This is a genomic window from Brevundimonas phoenicis (assembly GCF_047237745.1).
Lineage (GTDB): Bacteria > Pseudomonadota > Alphaproteobacteria > Caulobacterales > Caulobacteraceae > Brevundimonas.
In genome coordinates, this window is sequence record NZ_JBDFLN010000001.1 from 3,168,139 (window position 1) to 3,189,088 (window position 20,950).

18 protein-coding genes are annotated in these 20,950 nt (G+C 65.5%); 14 read left to right on the plus strand and 4 right to left on the minus strand.

The genetic code is table 11. From position 1 onward, the window contains the following. Nucleotides 1-80: 80 nt before the first annotated feature. Nucleotides 81-2,204: a sugar phosphate nucleotidyltransferase gene (locus ABC419_RS15910; protein ID WP_412878266.1), complete on the minus strand. Its 2,124-nt coding sequence runs from the start codon at nucleotides 2,202-2,204 to the stop codon at nucleotides 81-83. A 126-nt stretch (nucleotides 2,205-2,330) separates the two neighbouring features. Here ABC419_RS15910 and argB point away from each other — a divergent pair, with 126 nt between their 5' ends. The 4 genes from argB to ABC419_RS15930 all read left to right on the plus strand — a co-directional run bounded on the left by argB (nucleotide 2,331) and on the right by ABC419_RS15930 (nucleotide 7,242). Beyond that, nucleotides 2,331-3,260, plus strand: coding sequence for an acetylglutamate kinase (gene argB / locus ABC419_RS15915; protein WP_128720705.1), 930 nt, complete (start codon nucleotides 2,331-2,333; stop codon nucleotides 3,258-3,260). Then, complete coding sequence (locus ABC419_RS15920; protein ID WP_412876821.1) at nucleotides 3,257-3,970, plus strand: pyrimidine 5'-nucleotidase; 714 nt, start codon at nucleotides 3,257-3,259, stop codon at nucleotides 3,968-3,970. The genes argB and ABC419_RS15920 overlap by 4 nt, the downstream gene beginning before the upstream one ends. After that, nucleotides 3,967-4,836, plus strand: coding sequence for a 2,3,4,5-tetrahydropyridine-2,6-dicarboxylate N-succinyltransferase (dapD, locus tag ABC419_RS15925; protein WP_412876820.1), 870 nt, complete (start codon nucleotides 3,967-3,969; stop codon nucleotides 4,834-4,836). The genes ABC419_RS15920 and dapD overlap by 4 nt, the downstream gene beginning before the upstream one ends. A gap of 336 nt (nucleotides 4,837-5,172) precedes the next feature. Then, nucleotides 5,173-7,242 (plus strand): S8 family peptidase, encoded by a 2,070-nt coding sequence (locus tag ABC419_RS15930; protein WP_412876819.1) that lies wholly within the window; start codon nucleotides 5,173-5,175, stop codon nucleotides 7,240-7,242. A 218-nt stretch (nucleotides 7,243-7,460) separates the two neighbouring features. Here ABC419_RS15930 and ABC419_RS15935 read toward each other — a convergent pair whose 3' ends face one another. After that, on the minus strand, nucleotides 7,461-8,633 hold the full coding sequence (locus tag ABC419_RS15935; protein WP_200168553.1) for an acetyl-CoA C-acetyltransferase: 1,173 nt from the start codon (nucleotides 8,631-8,633) through the stop codon (nucleotides 7,461-7,463). A gap of 159 nt (nucleotides 8,634-8,792) precedes the next feature. On the opposite strand from ABC419_RS15935, the gene trhA reads away from it, so the two are divergent. From trhA to ABC419_RS15950, 3 genes are all read left to right on the plus strand, one after another. After that, nucleotides 8,793-9,494 (plus strand): PAQR family membrane homeostasis protein TrhA, encoded by a 702-nt coding sequence (gene trhA, locus ABC419_RS15940; RefSeq protein ID WP_412878267.1) that lies wholly within the window; start codon nucleotides 8,793-8,795, stop codon nucleotides 9,492-9,494. 121 nt (nucleotides 9,495-9,615) lie between these two features. After that, entirely contained in the window at nucleotides 9,616-10,197 is a 582-nt protein-coding gene (gene phaR, locus ABC419_RS15945; protein ID WP_200168587.1) for a polyhydroxyalkanoate synthesis repressor PhaR, read from the plus strand. Nucleotides 10,198-10,204: 7 nt separating this feature from the next. Continuing rightward, nucleotides 10,205-10,570 carry a hypothetical protein gene (locus tag ABC419_RS15950; RefSeq protein ID WP_412876817.1) on the plus strand — a complete coding sequence of 122 codons (366 nt, stop codon included), beginning with the start codon at nucleotides 10,205-10,207 and terminating at the stop codon, nucleotides 10,568-10,570. 290 nt (nucleotides 10,571-10,860) lie between these two features. Here the strand turns inward: ABC419_RS15950 and ABC419_RS15955 are convergent, their stop codons facing one another. Next, a complete protein-coding gene (locus ABC419_RS15955) occupies nucleotides 10,861-11,598 on the minus strand; it encodes a glycosyltransferase family 2 protein (protein ID WP_087141108.1) in 738 nt (245 codons plus the stop codon). Nucleotides 11,599-11,702: 104 nt separating this feature from the next. Between ABC419_RS15955 and ABC419_RS15960 the strand changes: the two genes are divergently transcribed. The 3 genes from ABC419_RS15960 to ABC419_RS15970 are packed head-to-tail and all read left to right on the plus strand — an operon-like array spanning nucleotide 11,703 to nucleotide 15,699. Next, nucleotides 11,703-13,409: a phospholipid carrier-dependent glycosyltransferase gene (locus ABC419_RS15960; RefSeq protein ID WP_412876816.1), complete on the plus strand. Its 1,707-nt coding sequence runs from the start codon at nucleotides 11,703-11,705 to the stop codon at nucleotides 13,407-13,409. Continuing rightward, nucleotides 13,406-14,329: a hydroxymethylglutaryl-CoA lyase gene (locus ABC419_RS15965; protein ID WP_412876815.1), complete on the plus strand. Its 924-nt coding sequence runs from the start codon at nucleotides 13,406-13,408 to the stop codon at nucleotides 14,327-14,329. The genes ABC419_RS15960 and ABC419_RS15965 overlap by 4 nt, the downstream gene beginning before the upstream one ends. A gap of 53 nt (nucleotides 14,330-14,382) precedes the next feature. Next, on the plus strand, nucleotides 14,383-15,699 hold the full coding sequence (locus tag ABC419_RS15970) for a glycosyltransferase family 4 protein (RefSeq protein ID WP_412876814.1): 1,317 nt from the start codon (nucleotides 14,383-14,385) through the stop codon (nucleotides 15,697-15,699). Here ABC419_RS15970 and ABC419_RS15975 read toward each other — a convergent pair. Beyond that, the gene (locus ABC419_RS15975; protein WP_412876813.1) at nucleotides 15,689-17,434 is read right to left on the minus strand and encodes a tetratricopeptide repeat protein; all 1,746 of its coding nucleotides are present in this window, start codon (nucleotides 17,432-17,434) and stop codon (nucleotides 15,689-15,691) included. The two genes, ABC419_RS15970 and ABC419_RS15975, sit on opposite strands and share 11 nt — an antisense overlap. A gap of 95 nt (nucleotides 17,435-17,529) precedes the next feature. Here ABC419_RS15975 and rfbC point away from each other — a divergent pair, with 95 nt between their 5' ends. Genes rfbC through rfbA form a run of 4 tightly spaced genes read left to right on the plus strand, consistent with a single transcriptional unit; the run spans nucleotide 17,530 to nucleotide 20,945 of the window. Beyond that, entirely contained in the window at nucleotides 17,530-18,114 is a 585-nt protein-coding gene (gene rfbC, locus ABC419_RS15980; protein ID WP_412876812.1) for a dTDP-4-dehydrorhamnose 3,5-epimerase, read from the plus strand. Nucleotides 18,115-18,125: 11 nt separating this feature from the next. Further along, nucleotides 18,126-19,184: a dTDP-glucose 4,6-dehydratase gene (rfbB, locus tag ABC419_RS15985; protein WP_412876811.1), complete on the plus strand. Its 1,059-nt coding sequence runs from the start codon at nucleotides 18,126-18,128 to the stop codon at nucleotides 19,182-19,184. Then, nucleotides 19,177-20,079: a dTDP-4-dehydrorhamnose reductase gene (gene rfbD / locus ABC419_RS15990; protein WP_412876810.1), complete on the plus strand. Its 903-nt coding sequence runs from the start codon at nucleotides 19,177-19,179 to the stop codon at nucleotides 20,077-20,079. The genes rfbB and rfbD overlap by 8 nt, the downstream gene beginning before the upstream one ends. Beyond that, nucleotides 20,076-20,945, plus strand: a complete 870-nt coding sequence (rfbA, locus tag ABC419_RS15995) for a glucose-1-phosphate thymidylyltransferase RfbA (protein WP_412876809.1) — start codon at nucleotides 20,076-20,078, stop codon at nucleotides 20,943-20,945. The genes rfbD and rfbA overlap by 4 nt, the downstream gene beginning before the upstream one ends. Nucleotides 20,946-20,950: the final 5 nt, after the last annotated feature.

The window sequence follows — 20,950 nt, forward strand, 5'->3', positions numbered from 1 at the left end:
GCGTCACCTTAGCGGGTCGAGCACGAAACGCGCATAAATCGCCTTCCGCAACACAGGCGTGCTCAGAAAGCTACAGGACGTTAATGAAGACCTAACTGCAACTTCCCGACTGTTCTCGAAGATAAAATGCGAACTGCCTGTTCGAAAGCCGAATGTAAAAGACGTAGAGACCGCGCGGAAACCGCCTCACCAATAAAACGCCCATCCTCCAAGCGCACGTCACGCCAAAGCCCGTGGTCAGTAAGATACTGGAAAACGGCGTGAAGAGCCTGCCTAGCATCATCCCCACGCTCTTCTCCGTCCTCGGAGCCAGGCGAGTTCCCCATGACAAGCGCGGCTTTCAGCCACAGTAGTTGAGAGTCGCGATACGCGCGCCGCGCGCCGGCGCCGTTCTGCTGGCTCTTGGCGTCAAGCACGAATCCAGAGCGGAGATCGACGCTTTCTCGTGCGTGAGTATAGAGCAGCCCCGCCGCCGCCCTGGACGCTACCGAGCCGCCACCGCCATGAACCGCCAACAGCGACGCCCACTCGAAGCCCACGCCTGGGCTAAGCCCTCTCCCCTCATCAGACAACCGCAGGGCCTCTCCGGGTTCCAGCAGCCTTTCTATCGCCGTCGCAGCTAGCGTATCAGCCGTGTCGCGCCATGACGGATCCGAGCCGACGTCCGCCCAAGCAAGAGCCGCCTCAAAAATTCCTGCAATCCGGTCGAACGCCCCCTCGGCCGCCCCGTCGCGAAGCAAGCGTTCCATGAGATCAATCGACCGCGACTCATAGTCATCCTCTACGCCGTCCAGGTGCTGAACAGCAGCCCAGGCGAGCAAAAGCGCGGCTCCTTCGATGACAGGGTCATCCGAGCTCGCGCATTCGTCTCCCTCTTCACGAGAACAAAGCATGGTCGCGTCAAGATAGGCCAAACCAGCTTCGACATTCCTGCGCCACGGCCCCCGCCAACCCAGCCGGCCAGCCTGAACGAATACCGTCACTTGTCGCGCCTGCGTAACAAGGCTGGTCGCAACGGCGAGAGGTCGAGCCTCAAGGCTCACCAACTCTGCAAACGCACCGTTCTCAGACTGCCCGATGGCCGACCACACCGGAAGGGCGCGCAACCGCAACCAATCCCGGAGCCGCTCCATGCCTTCCAGCAGGCTGTCCTGCCGCGCTTGCGGGAAATCAACATGGTGTGGAGAGGACAGGCGAATGCGCTCGACGACCTTCTTTACATCCTGAGCTCTGGACAGGTCGCAAACGAGAACAGCATCACGCTCCGCTACGATGGCAAGATTGCGCACCCCCAGAGCCGCCACGATCATGCCGTCCGACGCACGCGCCATGCAGCCTTCGGCATCCTCAAAGATATGCCCGCCGATTTCCCCTTCCCCTGTCGCAGAGACAGCGTCCCAGGATCCCAGATCAGACCAGGCGAAATCGACCGGAAGAACCCAGGCGTTACGGGTCTTCTCCATGAGAGCGTAGTCGATCGAGACACGAGGCGCTTCGCGGAACGAGGGCCCCAGCAACGTCACGGCGTTAGGCGGCGCTTCGCTGACCGCGGCGCGGGCCGCCGCCTCGGCGCCGGGAGAGTGCTTTGACAACTCAGCGAGAAACGTTTCCGCCGAGGCGATGAAATTACCGCTATTCCAGAGATATCCGCGCTCAATATAGGTTTCGGCCGTCCGACGGTCGGGCTTTTCGACAAACGCTTCAACCGGACCGAGGGCCGCCCCTTTTGCGCGAATATAGCCATAGGCTTCCGACGGTTCGGACGGCTCCACGCCCAGCGTGACGATGTGGCCTTCCTGTGCGAGGATCGCCGCCTGACGCACCGCCGAACGAAAAGCTTCGGCGTCCGGGATATGGTGGTCGGAGGCGACAAAGACATTGATCCCCAGGGGGTCATGCGCGTGGGTCCAGGCCGCAGCCGCAGCCATCGCCGGAGCGGAATCCCGCGCCTCCGGCTCCAGCAGGATCTGGGCCTCGACGCCGACCTCATGGAGCTGATCAAGAATGGCGCCGCGATGCGCCGCGCCGCCGACGACGAGAATGCGCCCACCGCCCTGGATCAAAGTGACGACGCGCAATGCGGTCTCTTGGAACAGCGAGCGGTTGCCGGCCAAGGGAATGAACTGCTTGGGCCGCGACGGTCGCGACGCCGGCCACAAGCGGGTTCCGGCGCCGCCGCACATGATAACGGGATAAAACGTCATGCACGCAGGGTACGCCGTAAACCTGAACAATGGAGCAATGAAAAAGGCGGGGGAGCAGTCCTCTGAATCCAACACCCCACCTTCGCCCGTGACTCCCGCCGCCCTTGGGGCTATCGAGCGCGCACGATGATAGAGACTGATCGGCAATCCGAGGAACGCGGCTGGGAAACGGCGAAGACGCTCGCCGAGGCCCTGCCCTATATCCAGGTTTATGACCGCGAGACCGTGGTCATCAAATACGGCGGCCACGCCATGGGCGAGAGCGCTGTGGCGAAGCAGTTCGCTGCGGACGTGGTGCTGCTGAAGCTGATGGGCGTGAACCCCGTGGTGGTCCACGGCGGCGGCCCGCAGATCAGCGCCATGCTGGACAAGGCGGGCGTGAAGTCGGCCTTCGTCGACGGCCTGCGCGTGACGGACAAGGACACCATGTCGGTGGCCGAGATGGTCCTGTCCGGCGCGGTCAACAAAGAGATCGCCCACTGGATCACCGTCGCCGGCAAGGAAGCCGACGTGCGCGGCGTCGGCCTGTCAGGCAAAGACGCCGGCCTGCTGACGGTTGAAAAGACCAAGCGCACCAAGCGCGACCCCGACAGCATGATCGAGCACGAGGTCGACCTGGGCTTCGTCGGCGAACCGACCAAGGTCGATCCCAAGCTGATCAAGGGCCTGATCGCCTCGGAGACCGAGGACTGGGTGCCGGTCATCGCCCCCATCGGCGTGGCCGAGGACGGCCAGACCTATAACGTCAACGCCGACACCGTCGCCGGGGCCGTCGCAGGAGCCCTGCACGCCAAGCGGATGCTGCTGCTGACCGACGTGCCGGGAGTCAAGGGCGCCGACGGCGAGATCATCCGCCAGATGACGCTGGACGAGGCGCAGGGCCTGATCGACGACGGCGTCGCCACCGGCGGCATGATCCCCAAGCTGGAGACGGCCATGGCCGCCATCCGCGCGGGCGTCGAGGCCGTGGTCATCCTGGACGGGCGCCGCCCGCACGCCATGCTGGTCGAGCTGTTCACCGAGCACGGCGCCGGCACCCTGGTCAGGCGGAAGTGACGGGTTCGGCGTCGAACACGGCGCCTGAAACCGCGCCTACCGAGATCGGCGCGGACCTGCGCCATGTGCGGTCCTGGGTCTTCGATCTGGACAACACCCTGTACCCGCCGGAGACGCAGTTCCTGCGTCAGGTGGAGCAGCGCATCAACCAGTACGTCGTGCGGACATCCGGCCTAGAATCGGCCGAGGCCCTGTCGGTGCAGCGCGGCTATCTGCACGACTACGGCACCTCCCTGGCCGGGCTGATGATGCACTATGAGATCGACCCGCATCACTTCCTGGCCGAGGTGCATGACGTGCCGCTGGACGTGCTGGCGCCCGATCCGGGCCTGCACGCGGCGCTGGAGCGGCTGCAGGGTCCGCGCTTGATCTTCACCAACGGCTCGGCCGGCCACGCCCAGCGGGTGATGGAGAAGCTGGAGCTGACGCCCTTCTTCGACGGGGTGTTCGCGCTGGAAGACGCCGACCTGATCCCCAAGCCGAACCCGCGCACCTTCCACAAGATGCTGGCGCGCTTCGGCGTCGACCCGGCCACGGCCTGCTTCTTCGAGGACACGCCCAAGAACCTGGAACCGGCGCGCGACCTGGGCATGACCACCGTCCTGGTCGGAACCAAGGCCTTCACCGCCGAGGGCGACCACATCCAACACCGGGCCGCCTCCCTGGGCCCCTTCCTGACCACCGCCATGCTGGACGGAGATCCGCAATGACCGACCTGACCCACCTGGAATCCGTCATCGAGGCCGCCTGGGAAGCCCGCGCCGAGATCTCGGCCGCCACGCGCGGCGAGGTGCGCGACGCCGTCGACACCGCCCTGGCCCTGCTGGACTCCGGCCAGGCGCGCGTCGCCTCGCGCGGCGCCGACGGCGTGTGGAGCACGCACCAGTGGCTGAAGAAGGCGGTGCTGCTGTCCTTCCGTCTGAACGACAACGTCATCATGCGCGCCGGCCACGCCCCCACCCTGCCGCTGTCGGCCGATCAGCCGGTCGCCGTCGGCCCCTTCTGGGACAAAGTGCCCAACAAGTTCGGCGATTGGAACGCCGCCGACTATCAGGCGGCGGGCTTCCGTTCGGTGCCGGGCGCGATCGTTCGTCGCGGCGCCTATGTCGGCAAGAACGTCGTGCTGATGCCGTCCTTCGTGAACATCGGCGCCTATGTCGATGAAGGCTCGATGGTCGACGCCTGGGCCACGGTCGGCTCGTGCGCCCAGATCGGCAAGAACGTCCACCTGTCGGGCGGCGCAGGCATCGGCGGCGTGCTGGAGCCGCTGCAGGCCAACCCGACCATCATCGAGGACGGCTGCTTCATCGGCGCCCGCGCCGAGGTGGCCGAGGGCGTCATCGTCCGCGAAGGCGCGGTCCTGGCCATGGGCGTCTATCTGTCGGCCTCGACCAAGATCGTCGACCGGGCGACGGGCGAGATCTTCCGCGGCGAGGTGCCGGCCTATTCCGTCGTGGTGCCGGGCGCCTTGCCCGATCCGAACGGCGGTCCCAGCCTGTACTGCGCCGTCATCGTCAAGCGCGTCGACGCCCAGACCCGCGCCAAGACCGGCGTCAACGAACTGCTGCGCGACTGACGACACGGCCCTCCGGACGCAGGGTTCAAAGAAAACAGGCTCGTCAATCTCTCCGAAACCGGCCTAATGGCTGAATAGGTTTCGGGAGAGGGAACCATGTCTGTTCAACGCCTGCGCGGATTTGCGATTTCGATCAGCGTTCTGGGCCTGTTGGCCCTGCCCTTGGCGGCTTGCGGCGGAGGAGGAGGAGGAGGAGGAGGAGGCGGCATCGTCACGCCCACACCACCCCCGCCTCCTCCGCCACCGCCGCCGCCCCCTCCTCCACCACCACCGCCGCCGCCGCCCCCTCCGGCGATCCCCGAAGCGACGTCGTCCGAATACCTGCGCAACTGGGGCGTGGGAGACACGGGCGCCTTCCGCGCCTGGCAGCGCGGCGCCACCGGGCGCGGCGTGACCGTCGCCGTGGTCGACAGCGGCATCAAGCTGAACCACCAGGATCTCGGCGCGAACATCTCGCCCCTGTCCACCGACGTGGTTCCGGGCCGCAACCAGCCGCAGGGCACGGACGACCACGGAACCAATGTCTCCAGCATCATCGCCGCGCCGTTCAACAACTACGGCACCGTCGGCGTGGCCTTCAACTCGACCATCATGTCGATCCGCGCCGACGTCAGCGAATGCACGGATCCCGAAGACAAGATCTGCTTCCGGTCGTCCGACCTAGTGCGGTCCCTGGACTACGCCGTGCAGAACGGGGCTAAGATCATCAACCTGTCCCTCGGCGGCGAGACGCCGCTGGGCGTCCAGTTCGAGGCCGCCCTGCAACGCGCCGTCAACGCCGGCGTCATCCTTGCCATCGCCGCCGGGAACGAAGCCGGCGCCAATCCCGAATGGCCCGGCCGCTACGCCAGCGATCCCCGCTTCGCCGGGTCGATCATCGTCGTGGGCGCTCATGACCGCGCACGCCAGCTGGGCAGCTTCTCGAACAAGGCCGGCGTGTCTCAGGGCGCCTATCTGACCGCGCCGGGGGTCGACGTCATCGTCGGCTGCGAAGGCGACAGCTGCTGGCGGGTCAACGGCACCTCCTTCGCCTCTCCCGCCGTGGCGGGCGCCATGGCCCTGTTGCTGGAAGCCTTTCCCAATCTTACCGGGCGCGACGCGGTGGACATCCTGCTTCGGACCGGGGCGGACCTGGGCGACACAGGGACGGACATCACCTTCGGGCGCGGCGCGCTGGACATCGCCCGCGCCTTCCAGCCGGTGGGGACGACCTCGTCTCCGATGGCGAACGGCCAGCCGATGAACATCGCCGTAGAGCCGGGCGCCTATGTCGGCGGACCGTTCGGCGACGCCCTGGGCCGCACCGGCGCCCTGGCGACCATCGCTCACGACGAATACGAGCGGCTGTTCCGCGTGAACCTGGGCGCCGCCTACGGGCCCGCGCCGCGCCGCAGCTACCAACCCAGCAACCCGACGCCGATGCAGCAGTCTCAGGTGACGCTGGATGCGCCGGGCGGAGCGCGGCTGTCGCTGGCCGCGGCCACGCCGGTGGCCATGCCCGAGCCAGTGGTCGCCCGCTACACCCCCTTCGACGCGCCGTGGCTGGGCGATGAGGCGCGCAGCGAGGCCCTGTTCGACGTTCAGGCCGGGCGGCTGTCCTTCTCGGCCTGGCAGGGTCAGGGCGGGGCGCGCTCGCCGTTCCGCAGCGGTTCCGGCGACGGCTTCGTGGCCCTGAGCCAGGCCGACCACGCCCTGCGCGGCGCGATGTCGTTCGGCGCCCTGACCTTCAGCGCCGAGAGCGGGTCCGGCGACCGGCGCGCCCCCCTGCGTCCGGTCGAGCGCGACGCCTCGACCTACGCCCGCGCCGGGATGGACTGGCGCGCCGAGAACGGCGGCCTTTCGTTCAGTCTGGGCGCGCTGGATGAGCGGATGGGACCGCTGGGGGCCTATCTGCCGACGCAGTCGGACTTCGCCCTGCCGTCGCGCACCCGCTTTGCGGCGGTCGGGGCGCACGTCGACCTGGGACGCGGCCTCACCCTGTCGGGCGAGGCGGGGTTCGGCCGCACCGAACTGGAGGGGCGGTTCCTGCAGCTGTCGGCCCCCGCGATCAGCTCGACGTGGCGGGCGTCGTTGCAGTCGACCTGTCCGACGTGGTCCTTCGCCAAGGCCCTGGGCTGCCGCAGTCTGACGTGGGAGATTTCCCAGCCGCTGCGGATCGAGGATGGGACGTTCAGCGCCTATCTGGCCGACGCGCCGCTGGACTATTTCGACCCGGTGACCTTCTCGGAGCGGCGCTTCTCGGCCGCGCCGTCGGGGCGGCAAATCGACTTCAGCGTGCGCAGCCTGCACGCCCTGCCCGGCGGCTCCTGGCTGCAGCTTGAGGCCGTGGCGAGCCGCGAGGAGCAGCACCGCGCGGGCGCCCCGACCGGCTACGCCCTGCTGGGCAGCTGGCGGCGGGGGTTTTGAACACTCACCTCCCGCTCGTCCCGGCGTCCGCTGGGATCCAGTGAGAGCGACATGTGCCCATCTTTAGTGTTCTTGAAGCCGCCAAGCCTTGAACGAAGAGCCTGAAGCCAAAGCACTGGATCCCGGCGTCCGCCGGGATGAGCGGATTTTGGGGCGGAGGAAAAAAGGCCGGCGATCGATCGCCGGCCTTTGTTGTTTCAGCTTGGCCCTTGGAGCGCTTAGCGCTCGACGCACAGGGCCACGCCCATGCCGCCGCCGATGCACAGGGTGGCCAGACCCTTCTTGGCGCCCGAACGCTTCATCTCGTGCAGCAGCGTCGTCAGGACGCGCGCGCCCGAGGCGCCGACCGGGTGGCCGATGGCGATGGCGCCGCCGTTGACGTTGACCTTGGCCGGGTCGAGACCCAGCTCCTTGACCACGCACAGCGACTGGGCCGCAAAGGCTTCGTTGGATTCGATCAGGTCCAGATCGGCGACGGTCCAGCCCGCCTTCTCCAGCGCCTTCTTCGAAGCCGGGATCGGGCCCGTGCCCATGATGGCCGGGTCGACGCCCGCCGTGGCCCACGAGGCGATGCGGGCCAGCGGCTCAAGCCCGCGCGCCTTGGCCTCATCGGCGCTCATCAACACCAGGGCGGCGGCGCCGTCGTTGATGCCCGAGGCGTTGGCCGCCGTCACCGTGCCGTCCTTGACGAAGGCGGGCTTCAGCTTCTCCATCGCCTCGAGGGTGGCGCCGTGGCGGATGTATTCGTCCTGATCCACGACCACGTCGCCCTTTCGGGTCGAGATGACGACCGGGACGATTTCGTCGGCGAACTTACCGGCCTTCTGGGCGGCCTCGGCCTTGTTCTGCGAGGCGACGGCGAAGGCGTCCTGAGACGCGCGGTCGATCGACCATTTGTTCGCGATGTTCTCGGCCGTCTGGCCCATGTGATAGCCGTGGAAGGCGTCGATCAGGCCGTCCTGAAGCATGCTGTCCTTGAAGGCCAGTTCGCCCATCTTCTGGCCGTTGCGCAGCTGGGCCGTGTGCGGCGACTGGCTCATGCTCTCCTGACCGCCGGCGACGACGATCTTGGCGTCGCCCTGCACGATCTGCTGATAGGCCAGGGCCACGGCGCGCAGGCCCGAGCCGCACAGCTGGTTCAGGCTCCAGGCCGGGGTTTCATTGGCCAGGCCCGCGCCGATGGCGGCCTGACGCGCCGGACCCTGGCCCGCGCCCGCCTGCAGCACCTGGCCCAGGATCACCTCGTCCACATCGGCGGGCGCGACGCCCGCGCGTTCCAGCGCCGCCTTGATGGCGACCTCGCCCAGCTTGGAGGCCGGAAGGGTCGACAGGGCGCCGAGGAAGGAGCCGACCGGCGTGCGGGCGGCGGAGACGATGACGACGTCGGTCATTTTATTCACTCCCTGGAGAAATTCTTTGCGCGAGGTTGTGCCGCATTCGCAGACGCCCGTCACCTGTTGCGATGCAGCAATCAGCAAAACGTCATCGCCGCGCCGCAGCATCCGCCGGGAACGATGCCCCACGCCGTGCTTTCAGAAGGGGAAGGAGACGTGATCTTGCTGAAAGCTATCGCCCGCCGGATCTGCACCCCCGACGATCTGGACATGATCGAACACTATCAGACGCGGGCCGAGCGGCTGGCCGATCTGTGGGTGCATGTCGTGGGTCTGGCGCTGGCGGCGGCGGGCGGGGTGGTGCTGGCGGTGCTGGCCAGCGTCTATGCGGGCGTCGGCGCGGCGGTTTCGACCGCCATCTACGCCCTGTGCCTGGTGGCCATGCTGGCGGCCTCGACCGTCTACAACCTGACCCATCCGTGCGCGGCGCGGCCCGTGCTGCGTCGGCTGGACGAGGCGGCCATCTTCCTGATGATCGCGGGCAGCTACACCCCCTTCACCGCCGTGCGGTTCGAGGGGGCCTGGTCCGTGGGCTTCACCCTGGCGGTGTGGACCATGGCCATCGTGGGCGCGGGGGTGAAGATGCTGGCGCCGCGCCTGTCCGACGCCTTCTGGAGCGTGATCTACGTCCTGTTCGGCTGGGTGGCGGTGTTTGCGCTGAAGCCGATGATCGAGACGGTGCACCCGCTGGCGCTGGGCCTGCTGGTCGCAGGCGGGCTGATCTATACGGCCGGGGTCTTCGTCTTCATCAGCCAGAAGGTGAAGTTCCGCCGCGCCATCTGGCACGGCTTCGTCGTCACCGGCGCGGGCGTGCACTGGGCCGCCGTGCTGATCGGCGTGGTGCTGGTCCAGGCCTGAAACGCCGCAGTAAAGACGGGACTCGCCTTCGCGCGCGCAATGCGGGATGCTTGGGCGTTGCAACATCGCGAGAACAAGCGTGACCGACAAGAAATCCGAGGGCGGAAAAACCCGTGACGGCATGGTCGTCATCAAGAAGTATGCGAATCGGCGGCTCTACAACACCGCCACCAGCGCCTATGTAACGCTGGACGATCTGGCCCGCATGGTGCGCGAGGGCGTGGAATTCGTCGTCTATGACGCCAAGACCAACGACGATCTGACGCGCCAGATCCTGACCCAGATCATCTTCGAGGAAGAAAGCCGGGGCGAGGCCCTGCTGCCGGTGCAGTTCCTGCGTCAGCTGATCGGCTTTTACGGCAACTCCATGCAGGGGGTTCTGCCGTCCTATCTGGAGATGTCGCTGGATACGTTCACGCGCCAGCAGGAGCAGCTGCGCGGCCAGTTCACGCGCGCCTTCGCCGCCGCGCCCGGCGGCAATCTGATGGAAGAGGCCGTGCGCCAGAACATGGCCATGTTCGAGCGCGCCATGCGGATGTTCCCCGGCTTCGCCCATGCCCGCCCGGAAGGCGAAGCGGCCGAAGCGCCCGCCGCCGAACCCAAGGCTGAACCGGCCAAGGAAGGCGCGGCGCTGGACGAGATGCGCCGCCAGATGGACGAGATGCGGGCTCAGATCGACCGCCTCGCCCAGTCCAAGGGCTGAGGCCGAGGTGACGGATGAAATCCGTCCCATCGGCGCGTCGGGGCCGCTGAACGACCCTGTCGTGGGCGACCGCCGCGAAGGCGACCGCCGCCATCGCGAGCGGCGGCGCGCGCGCGCCCTGGTCCCGACCGAAGCCGAGGCGTCGCAAGAGGCGGCCGATCCTGCCGCCTCCCCGGCAAAGCCTGCCGTCACCCCGCCCCCGCCGCCCGCCGCCTTCGCCGCCCAGGTGCTGGGTCAGTCGGGGCAGAAGCGCGGGCTGAAGGGCGGCGTTCCGGTGCTGGACGCCGCGCGCACCACCTATCTGGGCCGGGAATATTCGGGGCGGCACGACCGACGCCCGTCGCCGGGACGATCGCGCAAGACCGAGATCTGACGCCGACTGGCGCCCGACTTGCGTAGGCCAAGGCTCCACCGCCTTCGGATCGCGCCATGCCCGCCGTTTTCAGCCTCGCCGCTCGCCTGCTCGACGTCACCGTGGTGGCGGTGATCTTTCTGGCGTTCAGCTAGGCGTGCCGGGGCCCCTGCTCTTCTGCCGTCATCCTCGAGCTTGACCCGAGGATAGCGCAGCAGCGCCCTCATCCCCGACCGTCGTGCAGGCGGACAACTGGATCCTCGGGTCAAGCCCGAGGATGACGGCGGTGGGGAAAGGAGGGTGAATGAACCTCAGAACTCGCTGACGTCCCCCGGACGGCGCGAGCGGGACTTCAGCCACATCACGCCCAGCAGGTCCGAGAAGGACGCCCGCAGCCGCCCCCAGTTGGTGTATTTCGACCGGCCCGTCTCGCGGTGGCGGTGATCGACGTCGAGGTAGCGGTTCTCATACCCCTCGCGGATCATCAGGGCGGGCAGGTAGCGGTGGATGTGATCGAAGTAGGGCAGCCGCAGGAAAACGTCGCGACGGAACGCCTTCAGTCCGCAGCCCGTGTCGTCGGCGTCGTCGCCCAGCAGCTTCTTGCGGATGCGGTTGGCCCACAGGGAGGCCTGGCGCTTGGCGTTGGTGTCCTGACGCTTGGCGCGCACCCCGCCGACCAGGGCGACGCTGGGCGGCGCGGCCAGCAGGGCGTCGGCCAGACGCGGCGCATCGGCGGGCGGGTTCTGGCCGTCGCCGTCCAGCGTCACCACGATCGGCGCCCGCGCGGCCAGGACGCCGGTGCGCACCGCCCGGCTCTGCCCCGCATTGGTTCCGTGCGACAGCACCCGCAGGGCGGGCAGTTCGGCCATCGCCGCCTGCAGCTCGGCCAGGGTCGTGTCCCGGCTGGCGTCGTTGACGAAGATCATCTCATAGGACCGCCCGGCGAAGGCCTCGGCGATTTCGCGCGCCAAGGGCACGGCGGCGCCGGATTCATCATGCACGGGCACGACGACGGAAATGTCGGGCGAAGAAGCGGAGCGGTCGATCATCGACGCTCTTTAGCGCACGCCGCGCCTCGGCGAAACGGCGCGTCCACAGCCGGTGAAGAAGCTGAAGCTTCCGGGGGCCGCACCCGGCGTGATACGACAGCGGCATGAACCGCCCGAACCTCGATCATTACATCGCCGGCTGGCGCGGCCCTGTTCTTGCGGCCCTGCTGGCCCTGATCGCGGGCCTGCCCAGCCTGATGCTGTTGCCGCCGCTGGATCGGGACGAGAGCCGTTTCGCCCAGGCGACGGCCCAGATGCTGGAAGGCGGCGATTACGTCGACATCCGCTTCCAGGACGATCCGCGCTGGAAGAAGCCCATCGGCATCTACTGGATGCAGGCGGCGACCGTGGCCGCGACCTCGGACGTCGAGGACCGCAGCATCCAGCCCTATCGCCTGCCGTCGCTGATGGGGGCCATGCTGGCGGCCTGGGCCGTGGCCTGGGCGGGCGCGGCCCTGTTCGGCCAGAGGGCGGGCTTCCTGGCGGGCGCCATGCTGGGCGCGACCTTCCTGCTGTCGACCGAGGCGGGCATCGCCAAGACCGACGCCATGCTGGCGGGCCTGACCACCCTGTCAATGGCGGCGCTGGCGCGCATCTACATGTCCACGCGGGCGGGCGAAAAGGCGAACCGGCTGCACAAGCTGCTGTTCTGGGCGGGGATCGGCCTATCCATCCTGATCAAGGGACCGATCGGCCTGCTGGTCGTCGCCCTGTCCGTCATCGCCCTGTCGATCTGGGATCGGAACATCCGGTGGCTGGGCCAGCTGGGCTGGGGCTGGGGCCTGCCGCTGGTGGCCCTGCTGGTCGGGCCGTGGGCCATCGCCATCACCATCGCCACCGACGGCGGCTTCTGGCGCGAGGCCATCGGCGGCGACCTGGCGCCCAAGATCGCGGGCGCGCACGAAAGCCACGGCGGCTTCCCCGGCATGTATGTGCTGCTGTCGCCGCTGCTGCTGTTCCCCGTCACCCTGATGCTGCCCGCCGCCCTGTCGACCGGCTGGCATCGCCGGGCCGAGCCCGCGATCCGTTTCGCCGTCTGCGGGCTAGTCCCGGCCTGGCTGATGTTCGAGCTGGCCCCGACCAAGCTGTGGCACTACACCCTGCCGACCTTCGGGGCGATCGCCCTGCTGGCCGCCGCCGCCCTGACCCAGCCGATCGGCAAGGTCTCGCGCGTGACCGGCGCCTTGCTAGGCCTGTTCGCCGCCGTGGCCATCTGCCTGATCACCGTCTACGGCCTGACCGAGTTCGGCCGTTCGACCGCCCAGACCTGGGCCACGGTCACCATCGTCTTCGCCGTCATGGCGGCCGCCGTGGGCGGCTTCCTGCTGGTCAACCGCGCGGCGATCACCGGGGTGCTGATCGCCGTCGTCTTCGGCATTCTGGCGCACGCGGGCCTGGCCGGAACCATCCGCCAGCTGCGCCCGCTGTCGATCGCGCCGCGCCTGGTGCAGACGTTGGACTCGGCCGAGCTGAACCCCGCCCAGGGCCGCTATCCGGGGCCAGTGGCCATCACCACCTTCCATGAGCCCAGCTTCGTCTTCCTGACCGGCAAGGACACCCAGTTGACCGACGGCGCCGGCGCCGCGCGCGCCCTGGCCGAGGGCCGCCCCGCCATCGTCGAGGCCCGCGACGACGAGGCCTTCCGCCGCGCCCTGGCCGATCTGGGCGCCGCAGGACGCGCCGTCGGCGTAGTCAGCGGCCACAACTATTCCTCGGGCGACGACGTGCGCCTGACCGTCTATGCGCCCGCCGGATCGGGCCAGAGAAGCCTGAGCCAGAGAAGCCCGAACCAAGTGAGCACCCGCCGATGAACCGCTTCATCCAGATCGTCGAGGTCGGCCCGCGCGACGGCCTTCAGAACGAGAAGACGGTGCTGGAGCCGGCCGTGCGCGCCGACTTCGTGCAACGCCTTGAAGCGGCCGGGGCCAGGCGCATCGAAGCCGTCAGCTTCGTCCACCCCAAATACGTGCCTCAGATGGCGGGGGCCGAAGAGGTCATGGCCGCCCTGCCCCGCACTGAAGGGCGCAGCCGCATCGGCCTCGTCCTGAACGGCAAGGGCTACGACCGCGCCCTGGGCACGGCCGTCGACGAGGTCAACGTCGCCATGTCCGCCACCGACGGCTTCGGCCTGAAGAACCAGGGCCTCAGCGTCGATCAGCAGGTGCAGATGCTGTCCGAGATCGTGACGGGTCGCGCCAACGCAGAAGGCGCGCCCGGCGCGACGCCCAGGCTGTCGGCCACCCTGTCCTGCGTCTGGGGCTGCCCCTTCGACGGCGAGGTCTCGGTGCAGCAGGTCAGCGACCTGGTCGCCCGCATCGCCGCCCTGGGCGTCGAGGAGATCGCCCTGGCCGACACCATCGGCGTCGGCGATCCCTGGAGCGTGACGAAGAAGGTCGAGGCCGCCCGCCAGGCCGCGCCGAACGCGACGCTGCGCCTGCATTTCCACGACACCCGCAACACGGGCCTCGCCAACGCCTATGCGGGCGTGGAAGCCGGCGTCGACGTGCTGGACGCCTCGGTCGGCGGCATCGGCGGCTGCCCCTTCGCGCCCGGCGCGACCGGCAACATCGCCACCGAGGATCTGGTCTATATGCTGGAGCGTGCGGGCTATTCGACCGGCTACGACCTGGACGCCCTGATCGCTACGGCCCGCTGGATCGGCGCCCAGATCGGCAAGGCCAACCCCAGCGCGCTCAGCCGCGCGGGCGGCTGGCCCACGCGGTCGGCCTGACCTTCTACGCGCCGTCGCGGCCCTCGCCACGTCCTTTACCCGAAAGCTTGATCATGACGAGCGCCATCTGCATCGACGGCTTCAATCTGGTCCGCCCCCAGGGTACGGGCATCGCCACCTATAGCCGGAATCTGCTGACCACCGCCCGTTCGATCGGCTACCGGACCAGCGCTCTGTTCGGGCCCAGCCTCTCGACGACTGCGCTCAGAGGATTTGAAACCGTCGCTGTCCTGAATCCGCCTCCCCAAGGCTCGTCCATGCGGATAAAGGACCGTGTGGCACGCACGATGCACACGCGCCTCAGCCCCGTGGGTCGTAAGGCGCATCTCAGCCCTTTATCGCCAGACGTCATCTGGCCGGGAGGAAAAGCAGGGGAGCCGGCCATCGACGCCTGCTGGACGGCGACCGACCTATTCCAGCGCGCTCACCGGGCATTCAAACACTATAAACAAGGTACACCCGTCACCTTCGACACCGCAGCAGCGCATGTCCCAGCGGTCATGCACTGGACGACCCTGCTGCCTCTACATGCGCGCAACGTCCCAAATATCTACACGATCCATGACCTTATCCCTCTCCGCCTTCCACACACGACCCTAACCAACAAAGCCCTGTTTCTCGACATATGCCGCGAAGTCGCCAAACGGGCCGACCATATTGCCGTGGTCTCAGAAGCGACGCGCTACGATGTGATCCGCATGTTGGGGGTGCCGGAAGAGCGCGTCACGAACACCTATCAGGCCGTCGACCTCCCTCCCATCCTTGTAAATCGCCCCCAGGTCGAGGTGGAAATGGAATTGGAGGCCGCCTTCGGGCTTGAGTGGGACAGCTACTTCCTGCATTTCGGCGCCATTGAACCGAAGAAGAACCTGGGACGCCTGGTTGAGGCCTATTTAGCGTCGGGGGTCAGGCGACCTTTGGTTGTTGTAGGCGGTCCAGGGTGGTTATCGGACCCCGAAACTATCCTACTAAGGCAAGAGCAGATGATTCACGGCGCGAACAGCCGCATCAGACTGCTCGACTACGCAAGCTACACGCTGCTTATCAGCCTAATTCGCGGAGCTCGCGGCGTCCTATTTCCGTCGCTTTACGAAGGCTTCGGCCTGCCGCTTCTCGAAGCCATGAGCCTAGGCACAAGCGTCCTGATCTCCGATCAAGGCTCCCTACCCGAAGTGGCGGGCGAAGCGGCTCTCCAAGTTGATCCTTACGACACCTCGGCGATCGCGCGAGGTGTCCAACAGATCGACGCTGACGGCGACTGGCGCGCATGGGCCTCTGAACAAGGACGCATTCAGGCCGCAAAATTCAGCGCGGAAGCCTATCAAGTTCGCCTCCGAGAACTCTACGCCAAGGTCGGCGTCACTCCCTAACCGGGTGGTCGCTAGCGCAGTACTGCGTTGTCAGCGCCCACTCCACGACCTCCTCTGCAGTCAGCGCACGACGCCCCGCGTACAACCTCACGCCTCGTGTCTCCCATTGAGGATTGCGCATCGGGTCATAGGCCGCACGCTTCCCCCAACGGTCGAGCAAGGTGTGCATTTCCTTGACAGCAAGCTTCTTCTCCTCGCTGGTATGAGCGTGCCCGCGAGTCAGTGACTCATGATGGAATAATTCAATCTCCGCCGCATACAGGACCGTCTGACCTAGTGCGCCCGCCTTCAAACAATAGTCTACATCACTGCACGAGACGGGTAGATTCACCTCGTCAAACCCTCTGACGTCATCGAAAAGTGAGCGTTTTGTCGCTAGGAAACCACCCGTGACCGCCGTCGCCGGGCGAGATCTCACCCATCGATGCATTGGCCCCACATCCTGGGCGCACACACGCCAACCATCGTGAAGCGGCTCTCCATGTCGCCCCCCCATCACGATCCCGCCATGCTGCAGCAAGCCGTTCGAGTACAAGAGCCGCGCGCCGACCACCCCCACCCGCTCGTCGTCCAACAGACCCCGGAGCCGATCGTCCCAATGCAGGCTCAACATCTCCATGTCATTGTTGGCGAAAACGACGATGGGCTGATCACGACCGACGCAGGCCAGATTGTTTAACCGCGACCAGTTGAACGGCTCATCGACCCGGAGCACATCAATCGCCAGCTTGTGCTCGCCGCGCAGCGCGTCCTGCCTCAGCGGCGTCTGGCTACCGTTGTCCACGACAACGATATCCAGCAATTCAGGTCGCGCGGCCCAAGCTCCAAGGCTGTTCACCATCACCGCCAATTCGCTGGTGGAATCCCGCGTCGGAATGACCACTAATAGACGGACAGGCTTTTTCGTCGGCATTGCCGCTGGCATCGACGTCGGCAGTTCACGTTCGTCGCCCTGGCGTGACAGGATCAACGGCAAGTGAACAACTGTCTCCCCCTGCGCCAGGGCGCGCATCAGCCCCGTCCTCACCCCTTCACCCTCGCGAAGAAAATCCGGTGCGAAGGCAGCCGCTGAAGGAGGGAACGGATTTGTCGCCAGGTCGAGCGGGTGCGGCGCCGCTTGCAGCCGGATTTCCCGGTTGGGCCCCTCATGATCTGCGTAAGCTGCCGTCGCTCCCTGCCGGATGGCCCAAGCGAACCATCCAGTTGCTTCGTCGCGCAATACCGTCCCCGGCGTGGTAATCACTAATGGATCGCCACTGCCCTCGATCGATCCTTGACCAAGAGCGCTGTCAGGAGGTGGCGGAGGGAGCGCCGCCGTAGAAGCGCTCAAGGCCTGGCGTATCTGAGCAGTTGCCCGAGCCGCGGTATGGTTTGATGGATCCTTGTGCAGGATGGCGGCGTAGATGCGCTCCGCAGCTTCTTGATCCCCTGCCTCATCAAAAATTTCCGCGCGGATAGCCTGAAGATTCAGCTCATGCGGTCGGCGAGCGATGAGCTTCTCCAGCAGCGCCGCTGCTTCAGCCAAGCGCCCAACCTCCCGCAGCACTCCCACCAACCTCAGTCGAATCCCAAAATCGCGCGGTCGTCGCTTCAAGTGAGCCTGATAATGCTCGATTGCTTCGTCCAGCCGGTTGAAGCGCCTCGCCTCATCGCCCGCAGCCGCTCCGAAACGCTCTCGAGCAGCTTCTCGACGTTGCGTTAACCAACGGTTCTTTCGTGCAAGAAGGTTTTTCACTGCAATTGCGCTTTACTTGCTTTCCATTCTCGTAGCGCCAAGCCTAGCCTGCTAAGCACGTACCTCCATACGAACCGAGACACGATCAATCCAGTATGCACAACTCTCTGCCTATTCTCCTTCGTGCACCGCGTTTCGGCGACACCCGTGGCTGGTTTTCGGAAACCTATTCCGAAGGTCGAGCGGCTGCTGCCGGTTTCGATGTGCGGTTCGTGCAAGACAACCAGTCGTTTTCCGCCCAAGCGGGCACGATACGGGGGCTCCATTTCCAGACGCCCCCGCACGCTCAAGCCAAGCTAGTGCGTTGCATCCGTGGATCAATCATGGATTACGCCGTTGATTTACGCCGCGGCTCGCCCACCTATGGCCAATGGGTTTCGGCAAAACTGACGGCCGAAGGCGGCGAGCAGTTGTTCGTACCAGTCGGGTTCGCCCACGGCTTCGTCACGCTCGAGCCTGATGTCGAAATCGCCTACAAGGTGTCCGATGTTTATGCGCCGGATTGTGACGGCGGCGTGCTGTGGAGTGATCCGACTATCGGTATTGACTGGCAACTCCCCGCGTCAGGCCCTGTCCTTTCCGACAAGGACAACCAACTGCCAACCCTGTTGGAATTTGATAGCCCGTTCGATTTCAACGGCGAACCGCTCCAGCCTCTCCAGCCTCTCCAGCCTCTCTAACGGAGCCCCCCATGCGAATCCTTGTCACCGGCGGAGCCGGTTTCATTGGCTCAGCCTTAGTCCGGCGTCTTATCGAACAAACAACGCACGAAGTGCTGGTCTTCGACAAGCTGACTTATGCGGGAGTGCTCACTTCGCTCGACCCTGTCGCATCCTCCGACCGCTATTCCTTCGTCCACGCCGACATTTGCGATACGAATGCCGTCGCCAAGGCTCTACGTGAATTCCAACCACAGATTGTCGCCCACCTCGCCGCAGAGAGCCACGTTGATCGTTCAATCGACGGTCCTGGCGCCTTCGTGCATACGAATCTGGTCGGCACCTTCGTCATGCTGAATCAATCGCTTAACTACTGGCGTGATCTTCCAGATACGGAAAAAGCGGCCTTCCGCTTCCATCATATCTCGACCGATGAAGTATTCGGCTCTCTGGGTGATGAGGGTTTCTTCACTGAAACGACCGCCTATGATCCTCGTTCGCCGTATTCAGCATCGAAGGCCGGATCCGACCATCTAGTACGCGCATGGGGACACACTTACGGCCTGCCTATCTTGGTGACCAACTGCTCCAACAACTACGGCCCCTATCATTTTCCTGAAAAGCTGATCCCTCTCATCATAATCAGGGCATTGAATAACGAATCCCTGCCAGTCTACGGGGACGGCAGCAACGTCCGAGACTGGCTATTCGTGGACGATCATGCGCGGGCTCTTCAGGCCGTGTTTGAGCGCGGCACTCCGGGCGAGACATACAATGTCGGTGGCAACGCTGAACAAAAGAACATTGATGTGGTGCGCGTCATCTGCGCCATCCTGGATGAGGCGCGACCTCGCGCCGACGGAAAATCCTACTTGGACCAGATCACCTATGTGGCCGACCGCCCCGGTCATGATCACCGCTACGCTATTGATGCATCCAAGATCCGGGACGAATTGGGCTGGATGCCTTCTGTGACCTTTGAAGAAGGAATGCAGCGAACCGTGCGCTGGTACCTAGAGCACCCAGATTGGTGGCAAGATATTCTCGACGCGCGGTACTCAACCCAGCGGCTGGGCGTCGCAAATGGCTGAGCCGGTGCACGTTCTCGTCACCGGAGGCTCAGGCCAGGTCGGCCTTGAACTGGCCGCCGCCGACTGGCCCGATCACGTCGTGCTGCATACGCCAACGCGGGCCGAGCTGGATCTTGAAGATATCGCCTCGGTCCGGACCGCTTTCGCTCGCATACCGTTTGCCGCCGTCATAAACTCGGGCGCCTATACGGCCGTGGACAAGGCGGAAACCGATATCGCCGCCGCCTATGCAGCGAACGCCGCAGCCCCCGCCGTCCTGGCGGAAGTGACGCGTCAAGCGAATGTGCCCCTGGTACAGGTCTCAACCGACTATGTCTTCGACGGCCAGAGCGACGGCTTCTACAGCGAAACGACTGCGGTGGCGCCCCAAGGCGTCTACGGCGCCTCCAAGCTAGCAGGCGAACTCGCCGTTCGTGCCGGAAATCCGCGCTCCGTTGTGCTCCGTACGGCTTGGGTGCTTAGCGTGCACCGCGCCAATTTCTTGAAAACTATGCTGCGCCTAGCCAAAGATCGGCCCATATTGCACGTGGTCAGTGATCAACTGGGCTGCCCAACTGCGGCACGGGACATCGCCAGTGCATTGAAAACAATTACGCTACGCCTGATCGCCGACTCCGATGCGCCCACCGGCGTCTATCACTTTGTCAACGCGGGCGAGGCCAGTTGGGCTGATCTGGCACGAGAGATCCTTTCTCTGAGCGCAAAGACCGGCGGCCCAACCGCAGATGTTCAGCCCATAGCAACGGCCGACTATCCCACGCCGGCGCGCCGCCCGGCCAACTCTCGCCTATCGACAGATAAGCTAGCACGCGACTACCAGATCGTCGCTCGTCCGTGGCAAGACGCGGTCGCTGAAATCGTCGCAGAGTTACACGCAAACGGAGCTACGTCATGAAAGGCATCATCCTAGCCGGTGGGTCGGGCACCCGCCTGCACCCCATGACCTTGGTGACGTCGAAACAGCTCATGCCGATCTACGACAAGCCAATGATCTACTACCCCCTGTCGACCCTGATGCTCGCCGGCGTGCGGGAAGTACTGGTCATTTCCACGCCGCGCGACACACCCAATTTTCAAACTCTGCTCGGCGACGGCTCCCAATGGGGCATCGACATTCAGTACGCGGTGCAAGCGAGCCCGGACGGCTTGGCTCAAGCCTACATCATCGGTGCCGACTTTGTCGGGAACAAACCTTCCGCACTGATTTTAGGCGACAACATCTACTATGGTCATGGGATTACCGAGCTTTTCACAAGCGCCCTTCGCCGTCCCGATGGGGCTTCAGTCTTTGCCTATCACGTCAACGATCCCGAACGTTACGGCGTAGTCGAGTTCGACAGCGATATGCGCGCCCTATCGATCGAAGAAAAGCCTACCGTGCCGAAGTCGAACTGGGCGGTCACGGGTCTTTACTTCTATGACAACGATGTCGTTGATATCGCCAAGAACTTGAAGCCCTCGGCGCGTGGCGAGTTGGAAATCACCGATGTGAATCGTGTCTACCTCGAACATGGCAAACTGTCTGTCGAGATCATGGGGCGCGGTTACGCTTGGCTGGACACAGGAACGCCGGACAGTCTGCTGGAAGCCGGAGAATTCGTTCGCGTTCTGGAAAAGCGGCAGGGCTTCAAGATCGCCTGCCCGGAAGAAGTCGCCTTCCAGAAGGGCTTTATTGATAGTGGCAAGCTTGAAGAACTCGCTGATCGCATGGGCAAGGGCGAGTACGCCGCCTACTTGCGGCGCGTCCTCGCACAGGCCTGAACAAC

What these genes read in the sequence shown, in the direction of transcription:
- dapD (WP_412876820.1), top strand. Translation starts at nt 3,967, where the DNA reads ATGACCGACCTGACCCACCTGGAATCCGTCATCGAGGCCGCCTGGGAA.
- rfbB (WP_412876811.1), top strand. Translation starts at nt 18,126, where the DNA reads ATGCGAATCCTTGTCACCGGCGGAGCCGGTTTCATTGGCTCAGCCTTA.
- ABC419_RS15965 (WP_412876815.1), top strand. Translation starts at nt 13,406, where the DNA reads ATGAACCGCTTCATCCAGATCGTCGAGGTCGGCCCGCGCGACGGCCTT.
- rfbC (WP_412876812.1), top strand. Translation starts at nt 17,530, where the DNA reads ATGCACAACTCTCTGCCTATTCTCCTTCGTGCACCGCGTTTCGGCGAC.
- ABC419_RS15960 (WP_412876816.1), top strand. Translation starts at nt 11,703, where the DNA reads ATGAACCGCCCGAACCTCGATCATTACATCGCCGGCTGGCGCGGCCCT.
- ABC419_RS15955 (WP_087141108.1), bottom strand. Translation starts at nt 11,598, where the DNA reads ATGATCGACCGCTCCGCTTCTTCGCCCGACATTTCCGTCGTCGTGCCC.
- ABC419_RS15935 (WP_200168553.1), bottom strand. Translation starts at nt 8,633, where the DNA reads ATGACCGACGTCGTCATCGTCTCCGCCGCCCGCACGCCGGTCGGCTCC.
- rfbA (WP_412876809.1), top strand. Translation starts at nt 20,076, where the DNA reads ATGAAAGGCATCATCCTAGCCGGTGGGTCGGGCACCCGCCTGCACCCC.
- phaR (WP_200168587.1), top strand. Translation starts at nt 9,616, where the DNA reads ATGGTCGTCATCAAGAAGTATGCGAATCGGCGGCTCTACAACACCGCC.
- ABC419_RS15970 (WP_412876814.1), top strand. Translation starts at nt 14,383, where the DNA reads ATGACGAGCGCCATCTGCATCGACGGCTTCAATCTGGTCCGCCCCCAG.
- rfbD (WP_412876810.1), top strand. Translation starts at nt 19,177, where the DNA reads ATGGCTGAGCCGGTGCACGTTCTCGTCACCGGAGGCTCAGGCCAGGTC.
- argB (WP_128720705.1), top strand. Translation starts at nt 2,331, where the DNA reads ATGATAGAGACTGATCGGCAATCCGAGGAACGCGGCTGGGAAACGGCG.
- ABC419_RS15910 (WP_412878266.1), bottom strand. Translation starts at nt 2,204, where the DNA reads ATGACGTTTTATCCCGTTATCATGTGCGGCGGCGCCGGAACCCGCTTG.